21 protein-coding genes are annotated in these 18585 nt (G+C 33.9%); 15 read left to right on the plus strand and 6 right to left on the minus strand.

The window, feature by feature from the left end; genetic code table 11:
- The first annotated feature begins 7 nt into the window (after window positions 1-7).
- Genes G7061_RS08375 through G7061_RS08410 form a run of 8 tightly spaced genes read left to right on the plus strand, consistent with a single transcriptional unit; the run spans window position 8 to window position 5572 of the window.
- Entirely contained in the window at window positions 8-292 is a 285-nt protein-coding gene (locus G7061_RS08375; protein ID WP_166120507.1) for a hypothetical protein, read from the plus strand.
- Complete coding sequence (locus tag G7061_RS08380; RefSeq protein WP_166120510.1) at window positions 279-602, plus strand: hypothetical protein; 324 nt, start codon at window positions 279-281, stop codon at window positions 600-602. The genes G7061_RS08375 and G7061_RS08380 overlap by 14 nt, the downstream gene beginning before the upstream one ends.
- A complete protein-coding gene (locus tag G7061_RS08385) occupies window positions 599-1156 on the plus strand; it encodes a hypothetical protein (RefSeq protein WP_166120513.1) in 558 nt (185 codons plus the stop codon). Before G7061_RS08380 ends, G7061_RS08385 begins: the two co-directional genes overlap by 4 nt.
- The gene (locus G7061_RS08390; RefSeq protein WP_166120516.1) at window positions 1153-3006 is read left to right on the plus strand and encodes a VirB4 family type IV secretion system protein; all 1854 of its coding nucleotides are present in this window, start codon (window positions 1153-1155) and stop codon (window positions 3004-3006) included. Before G7061_RS08385 ends, G7061_RS08390 begins: the two co-directional genes overlap by 4 nt.
- Entirely contained in the window at window positions 3006-4064 is a 1059-nt protein-coding gene (locus G7061_RS08395) for a M23 family metallopeptidase (protein ID WP_166120519.1), read from the plus strand. The genes G7061_RS08390 and G7061_RS08395 overlap by 1 nt, the downstream gene beginning before the upstream one ends.
- 12 nt (window positions 4065-4076) lie before the next feature.
- Complete coding sequence (locus G7061_RS08400; RefSeq protein WP_166120522.1) at window positions 4077-4388, plus strand: hypothetical protein; 312 nt, start codon at window positions 4077-4079, stop codon at window positions 4386-4388.
- Between the two features lie 2 nt (window positions 4389-4390).
- Window positions 4391-5317, plus strand: coding sequence for a DUF4314 domain-containing protein (locus G7061_RS08405; RefSeq protein WP_166120525.1), 927 nt, complete (start codon window positions 4391-4393; stop codon window positions 5315-5317).
- A gap of 9 nt (window positions 5318-5326) precedes the next feature.
- Window positions 5327-5572: a DUF6103 family protein gene (locus tag G7061_RS08410; protein ID WP_166120528.1), complete on the plus strand. Its 246-nt coding sequence runs from the start codon at window positions 5327-5329 to the stop codon at window positions 5570-5572.
- A gap of 352 nt (window positions 5573-5924) precedes the next feature.
- Here the strand turns inward: G7061_RS08410 and G7061_RS08415 are convergent, their stop codons facing one another.
- From G7061_RS08415 to G7061_RS08425, 3 genes are all read right to left on the minus strand, one after another.
- Window positions 5925-7631 (minus strand): ATP-binding protein, encoded by a 1707-nt coding sequence (locus tag G7061_RS08415; protein WP_166120531.1) that lies wholly within the window; start codon window positions 7629-7631, stop codon window positions 5925-5927.
- Between the two features lie 15 nt (window positions 7632-7646).
- Window positions 7647-8705 (minus strand): SIR2 family protein, encoded by a 1059-nt coding sequence (locus tag G7061_RS08420; protein ID WP_166120534.1) that lies wholly within the window; start codon window positions 8703-8705, stop codon window positions 7647-7649.
- Between the two features lie 268 nt (window positions 8706-8973).
- Entirely contained in the window at window positions 8974-9519 is a 546-nt protein-coding gene (locus G7061_RS08425; RefSeq protein WP_166120537.1) for a hypothetical protein, read from the minus strand.
- A 125-nt stretch (window positions 9520-9644) separates the two neighbouring features.
- On the opposite strand from G7061_RS08425, the gene G7061_RS08430 reads away from it, so the two are divergent.
- Genes G7061_RS08430 through G7061_RS11025 form a run of 6 tightly spaced genes read left to right on the plus strand, consistent with a single transcriptional unit; the run spans window position 9645 to window position 15136 of the window.
- A complete protein-coding gene (locus G7061_RS08430; protein WP_166120541.1) occupies window positions 9645-10058 on the plus strand; it encodes a hypothetical protein in 414 nt (137 codons plus the stop codon).
- Window positions 10051-11523 (plus strand): MobP3 family relaxase, encoded by a 1473-nt coding sequence (gene mobP3 / locus G7061_RS08435; protein WP_166120545.1) that lies wholly within the window; start codon window positions 10051-10053, stop codon window positions 11521-11523. The genes G7061_RS08430 and mobP3 overlap by 8 nt, the downstream gene beginning before the upstream one ends.
- A 51-nt stretch (window positions 11524-11574) precedes the next feature.
- Entirely contained in the window at window positions 11575-12945 is a 1371-nt protein-coding gene (locus G7061_RS08440; protein ID WP_166120549.1) for a DUF3991 and toprim domain-containing protein, read from the plus strand.
- Window positions 12935-13183, plus strand: a complete 249-nt coding sequence (locus G7061_RS08445; RefSeq protein WP_166120553.1) for a hypothetical protein — start codon at window positions 12935-12937, stop codon at window positions 13181-13183. Before G7061_RS08440 ends, G7061_RS08445 begins: the two co-directional genes overlap by 11 nt.
- Window positions 13183-14886, plus strand: a complete 1704-nt coding sequence (locus G7061_RS08450; protein ID WP_166120556.1) for a VirD4-like conjugal transfer protein, CD1115 family — start codon at window positions 13183-13185, stop codon at window positions 14884-14886. The genes G7061_RS08445 and G7061_RS08450 overlap by 1 nt, the downstream gene beginning before the upstream one ends.
- Window positions 14879-15136 (plus strand): helix-turn-helix domain-containing protein, encoded by a 258-nt coding sequence (locus G7061_RS11025; RefSeq protein ID WP_166120559.1) that lies wholly within the window; start codon window positions 14879-14881, stop codon window positions 15134-15136. The genes G7061_RS08450 and G7061_RS11025 overlap by 8 nt, the downstream gene beginning before the upstream one ends.
- A 99-nt stretch (window positions 15137-15235) precedes the next feature.
- Here G7061_RS11025 and G7061_RS08460 read toward each other — a convergent pair whose 3' ends face one another.
- The 3 genes from G7061_RS08460 to G7061_RS08470 are packed head-to-tail and all read right to left on the minus strand — an operon-like array spanning window position 15236 to window position 17440.
- Window positions 15236-15856, minus strand: coding sequence for a flavin reductase family protein (locus G7061_RS08460; protein ID WP_166120562.1), 621 nt, complete (start codon window positions 15854-15856; stop codon window positions 15236-15238).
- A 14-nt stretch (window positions 15857-15870) separates the two neighbouring features.
- Window positions 15871-16533 carry a B3/4 domain-containing protein gene (locus G7061_RS08465; RefSeq protein WP_166120566.1) on the minus strand — a complete coding sequence of 221 codons (663 nt, stop codon included), beginning with the start codon at window positions 16531-16533 and terminating at the stop codon, window positions 15871-15873.
- Window positions 16514-17440 carry a LysR family transcriptional regulator gene (locus G7061_RS08470; RefSeq protein WP_166120571.1) on the minus strand — a complete coding sequence of 309 codons (927 nt, stop codon included), beginning with the start codon at window positions 17438-17440 and terminating at the stop codon, window positions 16514-16516. Before G7061_RS08470 ends, G7061_RS08465 begins: the two co-directional genes overlap by 20 nt.
- 440 nt (window positions 17441-17880) lie before the next feature.
- On the opposite strand from G7061_RS08470, the gene G7061_RS08475 reads away from it, so the two are divergent.
- Window positions 17881-18294: a sigma-70 family RNA polymerase sigma factor gene (locus G7061_RS08475; protein WP_166120574.1), complete on the plus strand. Its 414-nt coding sequence runs from the start codon at window positions 17881-17883 to the stop codon at window positions 18292-18294.
- Window positions 18295-18585: the final 291 nt, after the last annotated feature.

The following is an 18585-nucleotide window of genomic DNA, read 5'->3' on the forward strand; positions in this document are numbered from 1 at the left end:
AGGTATTATGTATCTGTATCCAAATAACCTGAAATCCAAGCCCATACTATGGTTTTGGTATATGAGGGATATTGTAATTATTGGAATCTTAACCTTAATCTCAGTATTCATCTACACACAATTAAATATGATTCACTTCTTAGTGGGGACTGCAGTCTATGCACTGCTCACCTTAAGATTTGACGACATGAGTATTCTCGATTTTATCACTTACTCATGTCGTTTTTTTATATCTCAACCTCAAACCTTTACATGGAAAAAAGAAGGGATGGAAAACCATGGAAAACATTAAGAACAAAGTCATTGGATATATCTTCAACTTTGATGGTATGTATGACAAGAAACATTACTTTGAGGATACACCTGAAAATATCGCCAACTTCATCACCCAGAACAGTTTACACAATTGCACTATAACTGATACTGCTGATACACTGATTCTTACTTCAGTAGTTGGAGGGTTTGTGGATCAATGCCCAAATCAAGAATATCTGAAAAATAAACTCTTACCCGTACTGATTCCTCTACAACAGGGTGATGCGGAACCTCAAGAAATAATCTTTGATGAAACTGATTACTGCTATGAACAGGTGATGCAATGAAGCGACATTCTAGTTCTACTCGTCGACTTCTTAATCTGAAGTCACTCCGAGAATCCAGTATTCTTGGTTACAACAATCACCAACTGACCTATTATGCAATTGCCCCCTATAACTTATCGGTGTTGTCTGATGAGAATATTGAAGCAAAAATATTTACTCTTATGAATTTAATAAAAACAACCGAAGTTGTCGAAATACTCTGTCTCAATAGTCGTGAGAATTTCCGTCTTAATAAAAGTCATATAAAATGGCGCATTGCTGAAGAAACAAATCCTCAAGTGAGAAAATTACTTGAACGCGACCTTCAGTATATTGATGAAATTCAAGTCAAGACCGCAACCGCCCGGTCTTTTTTAATCTGTATTCGTCAGTCTCAAATAAACGATTCAGAGCACTCCTTGAATCGTTTGGAGAAAGCATTCAAGCAATTTGGTTTTTCAATCAGTCGTTTATCTAAGGGCGAACTCAAAACAATGTTGGCTGTTTATTATGAACAGAATGTTACCACGGATAAGTTTGAAGATATTGACGGTGAAAGGTGGCAAAACTTATGAAATTATTCAATTTCAAATTTCTTCTTGAAAAGAAAGAAGTACATACCGATGAAAATCGTACCCAAACATTTCTTGATATGGTATCTCCTTCAATCATTAAGTTTTATACAGACCATTTCATTTGTGGTAATACGTATCGTTCAGTTTGGGCATTAAGAGAATATCCTACATCAACTGAAGAACAAGCGCTCCTTCGTTACTTAGGTGAAAAAGTGAACATCACACTGAAAATCTATTCTCGACTCGTAACACCGCTTGAGGAAAAGAAGATTATCACTAACGCTTCCAATAAGAATAAGATGAAAAGCACGTCTTCAACACAGGTTCAAGATACGATTGAAGCACAAGCAGATATTCAAGATTTAACGGTATTGATTGCGAATATGCATCGTTCTCGAGAACCACTGGTTCATTGCGCAGTATTCATTGAAATGATTGCATCGGATTTAGAATCTCTAAAGGTACTTCAAACCGATGTACTCACTGAACTGGTTCGCTCAAAAATGAATGTCGATAAACTGTTACTAAGACAAAAAGAAGGATTCTTATCTGTTGCTCCATCAGGTAGCAATCAATTCAAAGAAGAATTTGAACGAGTCCTACCCGCTTCATCAGTCGCAAATTTCTTCCCTTTTAATTACTCAGGTAAAACTGATGAAAATGGATTTTACCTCGGTCGCGATAAATATGGTTCGAATATCATTGTAGATTTCAACAAACGTTCCGAAGATAAAACCAACGCCAATACCATCATCTTAGGCAATTCGGGTCAAGGTAAATCTTATTTACTGAAACTCATTATCTGTAATCTTCTAGAATCAGGAATGCGCGTTATTGTGCTTGACCCCGAAAGTGAATATGCAGAACTTACCCATAACTTACAAGGTGACTATATTGACTTAACCAATGGTCAGCATATTATCAATGTTTTAGAACCCAAGCTTTGGTCAGATGAAGTGCTTCTTGAAGAGCAATACGATGAAAGTGTCCCTGCTGCTTTTAAGAAGTCCAACAAACTCTCTCAGCATATTTCTTTCCTTAAAGACTTCTTTAAAAGTTATAAGGATTTATCTGAAGCACATATTGATACCATTGAGATCATGATTAAAAAACTGTATGACTCATTCAAGATTACTGATGAATCAGATTTATCACGATTTAAATCAACGGATTATCCGATTCTCTCTAATCTCTACGATTTAATAGATACCGAGTTTAAAAACTACGATAACGGACAAAAACATCTTTATTCGGAAGAAAGCCTTCGTGAGATCTGTCTTGCGCTATTTTCCATCTGTAAGGGTTCAGAATCTCAGTACTTTAATGGTCATACAAATATCACACATGGTTCACTGGTTACATTCGGTGTTAAAGGGCTTCTTAATTCAAATCAAAATCTCAAAAATGCGCTCTTATTTAATGTCTTATCATATATGTCAAACGAGCTTCTTACGAAAGGCTCCACTGTAGGTGCACTGGATGAATTCTATTTATTTTTAACTAATCTGACCGCTGTGGAATATATCCGGAACTTCATGAAACGAGTTCGCAAAAAAGAAAGTTCCATCATCATTGCATCTCAAAACCTTGAAGACTTCAACCTTCCTAAAATTAAAGAATATACCAAACCCCTATTCTCTATTCCAACACATCAATTCCTGTTTAATGCCGGAAGTGTTGATAAGAAGTTTTATATGGATGCTTTGCAACTTGAAGAATCTGAATATGAACTCATTCGATATCCGCAACGGGGTGTGTGTTTATATCGATGTGGGAATGAACGTTTTAATTTAAAAGTTCATGCACCAGAATATAAAGAAAGATTGTTTGGTTTAGCGGGTGGTCGATAATGGGAGCGAAGATTGCTAAAGTACTGTTGACTTTGGTTCAAAGTAAGAAAGGACGAAAGCTTCTTAAATCACTCACAATTATTGCAGTATCACCGCTTCTCTTAATCATGATATTTCTAGTCAGTGGTGCTGATGGCGCTTCAAAGCATAACAACCATCTCATTGATGTGGTATTTATGAATCATGAAATCTCCCCGTCTGTACCTGATGAATATCGAATACTTATTGAGAACTACAAAGTAACATTTCAAAAAATCGATGATGAACTAGCAACTCTTGAAATATCTGAAGGACGATTGGATTCAACTTTAATCAAGAGTATTCTCTTTGGAGCAACCATCGATTATGACAACAATCAATTCTTGACATCACTAAATATCTCCGAATACTTACAGTGTTTCTACATAACAGATGAACCAAGTGATAAATCACCTCCAGTACACAAATCCATACCATCAACAGATACTGTAATTCGTAATGCATCTTCTTATCTTAAGATTAACATTGAATCAAAAACTGAAACAATCTATGAAATATACCGCGTTGCGTTGACGGGTATAAATAAAGGACTGGATGATTATGTTCCAATGGCAACTCTTCTAGAAAATGCTTATATCATTTCCGAAAAGACCTCATATATTGGTGGTGTCTTTAGGAGTCCACTAGAGGACGATTGGAAACAGTATGTTACGTCAGAATTTGGTCCTCGTGAACCGATACCCTTACCAGATGGCTCAACAACAAGTAATTATCATACAGGTATTGATTTAGGAAGACCGCAAGGAACTCCTCTTTTAGCTGTAGGTGATGGCAAAGTTGTGGTCGTCCGATACACCGATGAAGGACTTGGATTCTTTTGTGTGATTGATCATGGCGGAGGAGTATTCACGGTCTACGCTCATATGAACCGGATACATGTCACTGAATATCAAGTCCTTAAACAAGGACAACAAATTGGCGAGGTTGGTTCAACTGGATACAGTACTGGTGCCCACCTTCACTTTGAAGTTATTGTGAACCGCCAATATGTTAACCCAAGACTTCACTTAAAAAAATGAAAGGAACTGTTTATGCCATATAAAAAAGCACAACATATTTTTAAAGAAGCACTCGAATGGATCACAGATTATGTTGAAGGTGAGATTGATTTTGATACTATTGTCTCAAATTATGAAGATAGAATTACGGAACCGCAATCCGATAGTTTTGATTTGCTTCTCGAGCTTTCATCAAATCAAAGTCAGCTACTAACTGATATCGATGACTTATTGGATCAAAGAATTATCACACTTTATGATCCTGACGAGGTTGATATGATTTCTGAATACGCACTCAAAACAAAGCTAAAACAATGTCTGAATGACTACAATGAAAGGAATTGATTATGAATACAAAACAACTTAAGGAACGCTACCAAACAGGAATGCGTATCGAATGCATAGAAATGAATGATCCACAATCCGTGCCCTCTGGAACTCAAGGTACGATTAGCTTTGTGGATGATATGGGAACCATCCATGTCTCTTGGGATAACGGACAATCTCTCGGTCTTATTTTTGGTGAAGATGAATTTCAAGTTATCCAATCACCATCCAAAACTTATGAAAAGAAATTTGTGAATCTTGAAATTAATACTCCCTTAGTCCGTAAGGAAAGACTTGATCCAATCAAGAACATTATCAAGACTGCAATTAAAGTATCTTACAGTGATTACCACGATCTATTGGATAATCCGACTATAGATCGTGATTACATTATTGACCATCTTGATGAAATGGATCAAGACGAGTACGGACAGAACCATAGTATCCTCGTCTATTGTGATGAAGAACTTGATGGAATTGTGATCGAATCTGAAGGTTACAATTACGCACGATATCAAGGCTTTGCAACCAACGTTCATGATTTGCTAGATACTCATACTTACACAACAAGTAACTATGAGGATAGCTATTCAAAAATCAAAGTACTAGTAATTGAACCACAAACTAAACCCTATGTTGCGATACTCGATAATAATCTTGAATCACTACAAGCGATGGTCGGTGGTGATTTAGAACTTGTATCACTCAGTCATTCAGCAGAACTTCTCTGTAACGAAAACGGTAAGATGATGAACTTACCAGCGAATAGACGGTTGGATCAAGACTTGATTGCGGGACGTTTCATTGTTGTAGGAAATGATGGCAGTGAACACTTCACTTCTCTTTCTCGTGAAGATATCAATCAATATACAGAACAGTTTAATTCTTTAGAAATGATTGATCAATCTGAAGTTCACGAGAACTTACATTACGAAATACAATATTAGGAGGTCATAATGAAAAAAGTAAAATTTGTACTTGAAATTGATGATGAACGATTGAATGCAATCAATCTATACAGTTCAGAATCAAGCAAAGACTTAAAATCAGTTTTGAATGATACAATCCAAAAACATTATGAAGATGTTGTACCGAGTGAAGTACGTTACTATTTAGAGTCAAAGCTAAACAATGAACAGAAGAAAGCATCAGCTTCTATTCCAAAATTCAACAAAACTATCACTCAAAAACCACAGAAATAATAGTACAAAAAAGCGGTACCACATAAAATTTGCGTGGTACCGCTCATTTAACTACTAATTTCACCTCAATTAGTACCGTATTTTGTGTCTAAGCACTATCACCGATACAATATTAGATGTAATTCAAATTCTGTGCCGGTTTGTTGGCGAGCTGTGGGCTCTTTCTCATCGAAGTGGAACAAGTACCCAACTCGAGTAAAATTCATCGATTTGTGAGCCTGTTTGCGAAGTATGTAAATTTCAAGAGATTTCGCCTATCGTCACGATTCCAGACCAAAGAATAATCCGAAGCAGGTTAAAGGAGCGGTAGTACTCCGCTCCTAATTACTTCGCCGCGCAACGCTCGGCGATTTTATCGTTGTTGCTTAATAAGGTTCTTAATGGCAACATCAACTTCAAATACAGTCCCTGTATTATCTTCCCATTTATCCCAAAAATCTATTGTAGCACTTTTTGGAGCCTGCTTTGGCTCATTTAAGATTATTTTTGATGGAAGCATAATTGCATCCCCAACGACAATGCATTCACCTATATCCAGATTTGGTAGAGTGTCGACAATTCCTTCAAGTGAATCTGTCAACAAATTAGCGACAGCGGATTTGTCTCTATCGTTCGTTATTTTAAGACTCATAATGTTGTTACATTGTGAAACAATTGTAGTATTCAACTCCGAAGGTCTTTGAGAAACAATTAGTAACCCAATCCCATATTTCCTGCCTTCTTTTGCAATACTTTCAAATATCTGTAACGATTTTCTTTCAACAGCTTTCATTTTAGAAGTGTCATTCATCATATAAATATGTGCTTCATCACAAACAATAATTAGTGGTAATCTTGTTTTATTTTTTGTTGGAGTCATCCAAAATTGTACATCATTAATAATTCTTGTCACTATTCCAATAATAATAGGTAGAATATCTGAAGGTACTTCTGATAAATCAATTACTTTAATTCTTTTGCTCGAATTATCAAATAATTTCTTTGCGAAAGCATTCAAATAACCAACATCTAGAATGTTATCATCACTAAAAACAAACGAGTATTTTTTGTCATCAATTTTTGTTTGAAGTCTATTTATAAGGTTTGTTAACTTGCCATAATATTGACCTTGTTTTTCTTTTGGTTTTCCAGCATTTGCCCCAGTTTTATTTAATTCTCCATATTCAATTTCTGTATCTCTAGATACTAAATACTCACACATTAGATTTGAGCTGAATGGAATAGGAGTATCAACAGTAACAATACTAGTATCGATATCTTTCATCTTTTCTTTAATATATTTCTTTTTCTCTCTCAAAATAAATTCTGTTACTACAGCACGTTGATTAGATGATGTTCCTTCAGAAGACTCTATAAATAATGAATGGATCTCCTCATAATTGAATAACCAAAGAGGAATCTTCATATCTTTTTCGCCTGAACCAATTCTGATTTGTTCAGCGTAATCTAACTCATTATACTCACCATGTAGATCAAATACAATAGCGTTACTATGTGGGAGACTAGTTATCTTCTCTAGAATATTTGCAACAGTATACGATTTTCCACTTCCTGTACTGCCCACAATTGCAGCATGACGTTGAAAAAATTTATTTCCATTTAATATAGCATTTACATCTTCATTACTCGCATACTTACCGATTAAAAGCGGATTCTTTGAATTAGAATCATTTAGTGAATTCATAATTATACTTAACTCTTTGTTACCAGCAAGAAATACATTACTATTAATTTCTGGATAACTACTTATTGACCGTTTAAAAACATTGTTTTTTCCTTTGAATATTTGAAAAAAAGTTCCTACTAATGAAACAATGGCTAGATTACTTGAAGAAAAGTCCATCTCGTCATCTTCTTCATCAAGATACTTCTTTACTACTTTTGTTATTAATCCAATTAACTTTTCGTCATCATTTCTTCCCTTTAGTATCACTATATCATTAATTTTTAATAGGTTTAAGTTTTCTTCCTTCTCAATATCAACCGTTATCTTCTTGGTATCAACACCTATTACATTTCCAAATGAATTAACTAAATAATCTGATAGTTTTTCCTTCATAATTTCCTCCTTATATTAGGCAATAATTCTTTCAACAAAAACGTCCAAATTCCATAAATCATCACTAACCGTATAAATTTGAGATTTATACAACAGCTTATTTAACCCACATTTTCCATCAAAATATATTGCTACATTATCACTAGATAATTTTAGTCTCTCTACAATATCCGGAGAAATACTTTTACTAATAACTAATAATGGTCTAGTTTGATTGTCCATGAAAAGAGCATTGAAATGTTCATCATTAAACCCATATCCAAAAATGATTAACGGTATTTTGAAATCATAAGCTATTAGTTCATTAAATATCTCTCGGTTAGATCTGAAACATCTTTCTGTCAATCCTGCTCTATATTTTGCTCCTCCAGGAGCAACAATGCATATCTTGTCAATATCAAGCAATAATGAATTAATATCATTATATTTCATATAGTCATTGCCAGCTTTGATCCAATTCAAAGATCCATGAGGTTTAAACAGTCTTATATAACGATGACTCCCATTTGTTTTATACTTTGCGCTTGGGTTTTTTAAAACATTCTCATTAAATTTACTAAGTATATTCCCTTCAAATCCATCTATGCATTGTATTCCCAACCCATCAGCGACTAACTCGATTAACATGTCATAGTTTGAAGTCATAATATCTAAAACTCTATTATTACTACTACAGGATTTACTAAGAAATGATATCATTTTTTTAAATCCTGAATCTTTATTAAAAATATCCACCATCTTAGATTGCATGGTGTTCAGTAATATTTTAGAAGTTTCTGCTGTAATAGCTGTGAGCAAATGCTGATCTTTACTGGCATCAAGTACAGCAAGTGAGTTTTCTAAATCCATTGATTCTAATCTTTTACTAATAACATCCCATTTTTCAATACATTCTGGTTTGTCTATTAGTATTTTTGGCATTTTAGAATTTAAATGCTCTTGAAGTTCTTCCATTCCCTGTATCCCATAAGAAATCGACAATCCTGAACCAACAACAAGTTTAGGCATATTATTGTTTGTGAAAAACTTATCCTTAATTGATTGAAGCGCATTAATTAATTCAGTAGCATCCATTGAAATATCCTTTCTATTTTAAATCATTACAATATTATTCATCAAATCATCTGCTAATCAATTATCACTAATCGATACAATAACGATAAGTTCTGGATTATAATTCAGTTATTCTTTTTCAGTTCTTTGTAATCACAAACCATATTTTTTATCGTCATTTTCTGATTTTACATTTGAAACTTTTAGTTTTTTTTCCTTCTAAACCTGTAAATTTAGCTTTAGTATGCAAGTATTACGAAAAACTCTTCTGGGGTTATAGTATCGGGACCTAATCAACATTTTCTAACACTCTCTTGTGATACTCAGGATCTTCTTGTTCGACATCATATATTAAGTGATTTTGATACAAATCATTAATATCATTATAAACGTAAGATGAACGATCTGTCCACGACACATAGAATATTTTTTTTAGATTATACTGAGAATCCAAATCATACATTCTATTATATTTTTTTTCTCTTATCATAGCATCAATCGGATACACTATTGCAAAATCAAACTGATTAGAGCGAGAAGCGTTGGTTCTCGAATTATTAAATGAATCAAACATATAGTAGTTATTACCTACTTTATACCATTGATTAGATTTTGGTTGTTTATTGATACCTGCAAAACCAACAAAATCACTATTAGAAAGATTATTCATTGAGTTAGATCTAAATAAGATTTTTTTATTTTTATACATTTCGTTCAAAACAGAAATAATTACTTTGTGCTTCGAGTATTGATGTGTTCCAGTTATTAAGACACCCTTTCCATCAGACATGATAAAATCTTTTAAATCACTAATAAATTTAGCCTTATCATTCATTATTCATCTCCTTTATTTATTAATTAAAGTATAAGCAAAAACACCTAAAAGGTATAGTACATTTTATCAATAATAAACTAGTGTTGAAAATTACAAACATTAGTTCAAATTTGAAAGGATTAAATATGAAACCAAGAATTAAAACTGGAACTATGATGTTCCCAGAAATTATTAAACTTTGCGATGATAACTTAGACCTTGCTAATGTGAAATCAAGAAATGATTTCATTGAAGAAGCAGTAAAGTTCTATGTTAGTTATCTCAACACTGAACACAATACGTCATTTCTTAACGAAACTATTGAGTCTGTTATAAAATCATCAATACAACTCACAGAAGACAGACTTGCTAAAGTGTTGTTCAAACTTACCGTTGAAACAAGTATGATGATGAATATTATTGGTGCTAGCTTTGAAATTGATGATGTAACGTTAGATAGACTAAGAGTCAAGTGTATTAAAGATATAAAATCAACCATTGGTACTCTCAATCTTCAAGAAGTAATGAAATATCAAAGTAGCAAGGTGGATGATGACTAAGCTCATTATAAAGTTTGGATATATGAAGCCCAATAAAAAGAATCGTACAGGATTTATTGAATACATTGCGAAGCGTGATGGTGTCATTAAAAATATCCACTCCTTTGGGCATAAGCCATCAACATCCAAACAGAAAAATCTAATTACAAATCTTTTGAAGAAATATCCAAACATGCAATCACATGAACTCTATCAAGAATACCTAACTAAGAAGTCAATTGCATCTACATCAGAATTCATTTCTTATGTTGAAGAAACAATGATTGAAGAACTATCTCATATAGATGAATACGTTCAATACATTGCTGAAAGACCACGCGTTGTCAAAGAAGGACATCATGGTCTTTTTTCTATAAGCGATGAACCTTTGGTACTGGAACATGTTAAGGAAGTCGTAAAAGAACACCCTGGTAATATTTGGACAGCAATTATTTCACTCAAAAGAAATGATGCTAAACGTCTTGGCTATGACAGTTTGAACTTATGGAAATCACTTGTTCGAAGCAAACAGAATGATGTCGCAAGATATTTGAAAATCGACACAGAAAACTTCGAGTGGTATGGTGCATTTCATGATGAATCTCATCATCCTCATGTTCATTTAGTTATGTTTGCTAAAGATGGAAAACAAGGATATCTCAATCAAAAATCAATGGATCAAATACGTTTTGTCTTTGCCCGTGAGATGTTCAAAGATGAACATCTTCATATTTATAAAAAACAAACTCAACATCGTGACCAGTTGAAACTTGTAAGTAAAGAACTTATTCAAGAACATATTACTTCTCTTAATCAAAATATTGAAAGTGACCCCAAGATTGATTCCTTACTCCTGCAATTACATCGTGAACTGAAATCTATGAAAGGGAAACAATCATATGGTTACCTCCAAAAACCTTTAAAAAGATTGGTTGATGCTATTGTTGATGAACTTTCAAAAAACCTTCATGTACAGAAGCTTTTAGACTTGTGGTATGAACAACGAAATGAAATACTCAGTACCTATACCAATAAACAAGAACAAATCCACCATCTTTCAGATCTCGATGAGTTTAAATCCATTAAGAATACCATTATCAAACTAGCTAAAGAAATTCAAACAACTGAACAAATACCTAAAATTATTATTGATACCCCTATTCCAGTGAAGGAAATGAAAGAGGAAGATCAGAGAAATTTTGAAGAATCCGTATTATTAATACCTCCAGAATCTGAAGATGTTCGCGAAATAGAAACCTATTCAAGAAAAGGCACTCAGTCTGATATTCAATACGTATCACCTAACCGAAACAACTCTATGATGACATCCGATAGTATACGATTACTCTATCAAATCAGTAACCTCTTTGAATCTTCAATGATGAAGCGAGTTCACAATTATCAAGTCGACCACAGACTCATTCTTAAAATAAGAAAACAGAAAATCACACTAGGTCAACATGAAAATGATACACATAAAAGTTAGGCAATATAATATCACTTATATTACGAATATACATAGAAACCGGAGGAACACATGCACTCAAAGCAAAACCTTTATAAAGCAAACACCATACCTATCAAAGAACTTTTAATAAAGCTGAATGAACCTATTAAGGAAATCGGTAAAAGTATTCGATGGGAAAAACATAATTCAGTATCAATCAATGATAACTTATGGTATCAACATTCTCTAAAACGTGGTGGACTTCCTGTGGATTTTCTTACCACGTTTTTTAATTACTCTAAAGAAGATGCAATATCATTCATTCTTAGTAAATTTGAACTTGCTGATGTAACAGTAGACGACTTGAATTCAAATATACTACTCAAACCACCGCCTAAAAATAGTAATTCTAGAATTATAGAAATATATCTTAAGCAATTCAGATTTCTTGATAACTCAATTGTTGATGAGTTTATCAACCAAAAGCTTATCTATGAAGATCGTAAGTATCACAACTGTATCTTTGTTGGCAAAGATATCGATGGTACAGTAAAGCATATTCATCGCCATAGTACCCATCTTTCAAAAATAGACCTTAAAGGAAATCTTGATGGATCTGATGGTCGCTATTCATTCAATTGGATCGGATCTAATAATTCACTCTTTGTATTTGAAGCACCGATTGATTTGCTGTCATACATTACTTTAAATAACGAAAATTGGCAACAGAACTCTTACGTTGCATTATGCGGACTCTCCTCACAAGCAATTCATCGAATACTAAATGATGTACCATCAATTAAAAAAGTTGTTCTTTGTCTTGATAATGATAGTGCAGGTCAAGAGATCACCTCCCAACTTCAAGATGAATTGCGAGAAAACTCTGCTATTGAAATATCAATCAAATACCCACGATTTAAAGATTTTAATGAGGACCTTAAATTCATTCATAACCAACCCGTTACGCTTGGACTTAGAGAACCCTTCTATCAGTTTGTAGATGATGCACTTCAGACAGTTGTGAAACTATCTCATAAAGAAAAGGATAAATCGCTTAAGGATCTAATGGATAGCATTTCAGTTGTTTACTACGGTGTTAACTTTACGTCTCCAAAACAAATTGAGAAATATCGAAATGTACTTCTTGAAAGCGGAAGAAACGCCTTAATGCTGGCTCGGCAACAATACCGTCATTTTGAAATACGACACTCAATGGATGACATGGTTGACCTTCTCAAAGATGAATCTGATCCCTTTATGAAATACTGTGAGCATGATAAGAAACTTGCTGGATTTACAAAAGAACTCGACACCATCAAAACACTATTTATCACCAAAATTTATCTTACCGAAGATGAGAAAAATCAATTAATAGAAGCACTCATGAGTCTTGCAAAACGATGCATCTATACTCATGTTTTTTTATCGTTAAATGAAAGGAAAATCATCAATGACAAATAATCAAAAACCCAAATCTCCACTAATTGGAGCAGATGGAAATATCTTCAATCTTGTTGGTGTTGATTCAAGAACACTAAAGGAAAATAATATGTCCAAAGAAGCTTCTGAAATGTCTGCAAGAGTCTTTGAATCAAATAGTTATGAAGAAGCACTCAATATCATTACTGAATACGTTGAACCTGTTGAAGTTGATTTTAAACAAGAAGAAGTAAGTTATGATATGGAGTTTAAAGAATAATGGATACTGAAGCAATCGTCATTCTATCTCTTATTGGTTTAGGTCTTGTTATCATCGCTTTTGTTTCCAACAGAAATTACAATCTCAACAGCATACAAAGTAAACGTGTAGGACAAGGACAACATGGCACCGCTTGTTTTGCAACGCTAGACGAGGTTAAAAGGACATATCGACTAATCACTTATACTCCAGAGCTATGGCGCAAACAAGGCGTCAAATCGCCCTCACAGGGCGTTATTGTTGGATATCAGAAGAAATATGGAAAAGTTTATGCTTTAGTCGATGATAACGATGTTCACACCCTTATGATTGGATCAGCAGGAGTCGGTAAAACAGGTTACTTCCTCTATCCAAATCTAGAACTTGCTTGTGCTAGTGGGATGTCTTTCCTATGCACCGACACAAAAGGTGATCTGTTTCGAAACTATGCCACCATTGCAGAAAAATACTATGGATATAAGATATCCGTGATTGATTTAAGAAAACCACTACAAAGTCATCATTTCAATATGCTTCACTTGGTTAATAAGTATATGGATATGTATCTTATAAATAAAGCAGATGTCTCTATTAAAGCTAAAGCTGAGAAATATGCAAAGATCATTGCGAAAACAGTCATTTACTCGAGTGGTTCAGATATGAACTTTGGTCAAAATCAATTCTTCTATGACTCTGCAGAAGGATTACTAACTGCAACAATACTTATAATTGCAGAGTATGCAGAACCATCGAAACGACATATTGTTTCTGTATTTAAACTCATTCAAGACTTAATGGCTCCAGCTGCTAATAAATCAAACGAATTTAAACTACTTATTGATTTGTTACCCGAGAATCATAAAGCACGTTGGTTTGCAGGCGCGTCACTCAATACCTCTGAACAATCTATGCAATCTATCCTATCAACCGCACTTGCTCGTCTGAATACCTTTATTGATTCAGAACTTGAACAAGTGCTTTGTTTTGACACTGACATTGATGCTGAAACCTTCTGCAATCAAAATTCAGCAATCTTCTTAGTACTACCTGAAGAAGACAATACTAAACATTTCATCATATCCCTAATCATCCAACAACTCTATCGTGAAATCTTATCAGTAGCAGATGACATGGGTGGAACTCTTAAAAACAGAGTTATGTTTTATCTTGATGAGATTGGAACTATCCCTAGAATTGATAGCATTGAAATGATGTTTAGTGCATCACGATCTCGAAAACTATCCATTGTAGCAATTATTCAGTCATTAGCGCAACTTGAAAAGAACTACGATAAAAATGGGGCAGAAATTATTGTCGATAACTGTCAACTTTCAATCCTTGGTGGCTTTGCACCAAACTCTGAAACTGCAGATGTGTTATCTAAGAATCTAGGCAATCAAACTATCATGAGCGGTTCAGTGAGTAAAGGTAAAGGTGATTCATCTCAAAGTCTTCAAATGATAGAGCGACCGCTTATGACTCCTGATGAATTGAAATCTATGCCTAAAGGTAACTTTATTGTAATGAAAACTGGATCGAACCCAATGAGGTCAAAGTTAGAACTATTCACTAAGTGGGGTATTGTTTTTGAGGAACCTTACAATATTAAAGAGAACACGCAACAGCAAGTTGAGTATGTCTCAAAAACTGAAATATTAAAAGCAGTCACCACAACTCCTCAAATACAAGTTACTGAAAGGAAAGGAAAGATAAAACTTGAATAATCACCTTGAAATTTTCAACTCAAAGATTAGTTCTAATGGGGTACTTGTATACCTCTACCTCGAAAGACATGGTGCACGAAAAAAGCAATGTTTCCATTCAATCAGAACCATTGCTTCGAACTTAAACATTTCAGATAGAACTGTCAGACGAGTACTTAATGAACTCGAATCTAATAGATTTATTCTTCGTACTCATCGCTACAGAGCCAATGGAGCAAAATCAAGCAATTTGTACGAAATTTTAAAATAGTTGAATGTAAAGGGAGTGGTATAATTTCCTGCTGTCCTATGGATACGGTCATCGTGTCCCATCATACTAACAAAAGAATTTAAAACAAAGTGCAAAATATTAATCAGGTCTCTTAAGTGAAAACTCTTCACCCAAAACTGCATATTGATTTCCTGCTAGTCGGGCAACTGGCCTCAATCTTTCAGTTATTATATATTGACTATCTAGATCGTATATTGATTCATCAATATGGAAGTCAACGATTTTAAGAATAAAAAAGTCTGTAATAATTTCGCCCTGTTCGTTATTTATTGGAACATACTGATACATAACGGTTTCGTATTGAATCTTTGTTCCTTTAATGCGCTGAACTTTGATTGATTTACTCTCCTCTAGCTCCACATCAATTAGTTTAAGTTCACTTTCTTCTCTAGGCAAACTCGTGCATGTGAAATTCATAGCCTCTGCATTTTCAACATCAACGACATGAACAACTGCCTCTTTCGTGTCAAGAATATTTCTAGCGGTATCTTTCATTTTACCGTTAACTCGTAAAACTGCAATTGTTAGAAGCGGTAATTCATTGGATGCACCACTGAAGTAGCTATAGGGTGCAACATTATAGACTTTTTCACTTTTATCCAATGTTGCAACCCAAGCAATTGGACGAGGCACAACCCCTCCAATCACTAACTTATACTGTTGCTTAACTGATATTTCACTTGCCTTAAAATGGTGCATTATTAACTTCTCCCCTATTCTACAATATAAGTATTGAAACTCGTTGCATTGCTGTATTCATTGAGTAGTTCTGTATACGTTTTTGACAAATTTTCAAGGTCTTCTGTTCCAGAAAATGAATAAATGACAGTCATTATCTTTCTTTTTCCTTCATTAATCATGGCGCGTCGACTATCACTTGTTGGATTACCAAACGCTCCTAAATCATCATATAAAGTTGGTAAAAACTCTATATTAACATCTGCCTTACCAATTCCCTTGTAAACCTCTCCTTCAGGAGATTTTTTCCAAACTAATGCGCCTTCCAAGCATTCCAAATCATAAGATCCAACAGAATATCCAGTAGACACAGATATAATGTTATTTACTTCCACTACATTATTAATTTGATATAAACCGTTTCCTTTAACAATACGGCGTAGCATCGCCTCTGCTGCATTACGGTAAGCAGATGGTGATTTTCCTAATAAGCGATAGGCAGTTCGTGTATCTTTAATGTGCTTTAACTCAGCCAAATCTGCGAGTGTATACTTTTCATTTAGTTCTGAAACTTTTGATTCCAGATAACAAATAAGTTCTTCATTACTTTTCTCAACATCTACTTCATATTCAATCACGAGCAGGGCAGCGCTATTAACTATTTCTTTTAATTCTTTATCAATTTGAATTCTTTTCATCTTTATTGTCCTCATTTCTCTTTAAATAATTTTCACTTACCAATTCAATATTCTCTTTGACAAAACTAACAAATCTTTCAGTCACGGGAGTTACAATAGAAGCCGGTTTAAAAGCAATACCAAATTCAATATATTCCGGTGGATCTAACGGCAATTTTACAACATCACAATCCCATCTTTTTGTAATTAACTCATTCATAATACTCATTCCCATATCTTGTTCAATCATAGCAAGTGTGGAAATATTCTCGAGTGTTGAATGTGCGATGTTGACGTCCAATTGATACTTTTCTAATAGACGAACAACGTCATCATCTCTTCCCATTGCTGGCATAATAAAGTGCTCGTTTTTATACCATTTTAATTGATAAGAAGTATATTTTGCTTTCTCATGATTTTTAGGTAAAACTGCAATCATTGGATCTTTTGCGAGTGGAATCCAATCGTAGTTTATTCCTTCCCCTAATGTCATGAGAGATATATCTGTAATACCCTCTTCCAACCAGCTGACAATTTCCTGTTTTAATCCCTCCATGATTTTAAATTCAATATCAGGAAATTGAATTTGAAATTCCTTAATTAGTTTAGGAAGCCAGTGTATTGCAATACTTGGATATGACCCTATAGTAATACTTCCTTTTTTCATGCCTCTGATGCTTGAAGTCACCTGAGACAATTTTTCTTCTGCTTTAAGCAAATCACGAATTGTTGGTAGTAGTTCTGTAGCACCCTTACTCGGAATAACCCCTCTACTACTTCTGACAAGCAGAGGTATCCCAATTTCATCCTCGAGTGAACTTATCATTTGACTAACACCTGATGGTGTATACCCCATTTTTTCTGCAGCTTTAGAAAGGCTACCAAAATCAACTGCGGTAATATATATCCTCCATTTATTAAGAGACATCTTCCCTCCTTTAAGTTTTTCTTAAATAATCGTTAACTGTTTTAACATTCACTTATATCAATGTTCATTATACAATTTACTATATAAATAAGCAACACTAACTAAAATAAACATTTAATAGAAAGATTAGTACTTTCGTTTTATGTACTCTGTAAATCATTAGTTTACAAGTTAAAAGGTTGTATTAATAATCTCATCACATCATATCGTGTATACTCTGAAATTTCGTCTCATATACATGATCAAACAGTAATTCCAAGAAAATCAAGCATCAATAGACAATCGGAGAATCCTATCCTCGTTAAAGAAGGCTGTTTTAAAAAATATTTATTACCATTTTAATCTGCCTTCTTGCTATTAAGGAGGTCTTTTTATACATCATATTCGTGCACCAACCTGTTTCAAATCAAAAAAGTTTACAGGAATAGGAGGAACTAAATATGAATAATAAATATGTGATCTACGTTAATAAACAAGCCATTAATGTTAGTAAGGAAGTCTATAAAGAATATTGGAAGAGTATAGAACATGAGCGATACCTTACAAAACTAATTCGAAAGACTTGGATTTATTTAGACCATCTTTTCGATGAGTATGAAACAAACACACTTGAATACAAGCTAATCCAGGACAAAAACCCAACAAGAAATGAGGCACACAAAATGGATAAATATGAAGCTTTGCACAATGCTATTAAACAATTAACTGAAGATGAAATGAACTTGATAATTTCTCTTTACTTTGACGGATTTAATCAAACTGAATATGCCAAGTACATTGGTAAATCTCAACAAACAATTAGTAAGAATCATAAGAAAATACTGAAAAAACTAAAGAATTTAATAAATTTCTGATTTTTGGTTGTAGAAACGCTCTGAGATTCCTTATCACTATATAGGGGGTTATTTCTCCCCCTCTTCTCACTTCAACTTAGTGAGACTGTTCTTTGACAATTTATAGCCATTGTTAGTGACTTTATCTATCAACCGAGCAACCTTCATCAGTGCGCTGCGACCTTAAGAAACCTAGTGAGCGATGAAACTTAGATGATCACATAGTTTGAAAAACTATGATGCCATGACTTTGATAGTGACAATGATACTCCACCTATGGACGTCCGAGCGTGAAAAGACCGTCGCAGGCTA

Origin of the sequence: Erysipelothrix sp. HDW6B (genome assembly GCF_011301115.1) — a bacterium.
Lineage (GTDB): Bacteria > Bacillota_I > Bacilli_A > Erysipelotrichales > Erysipelotrichaceae > Erysipelothrix > Erysipelothrix anatis.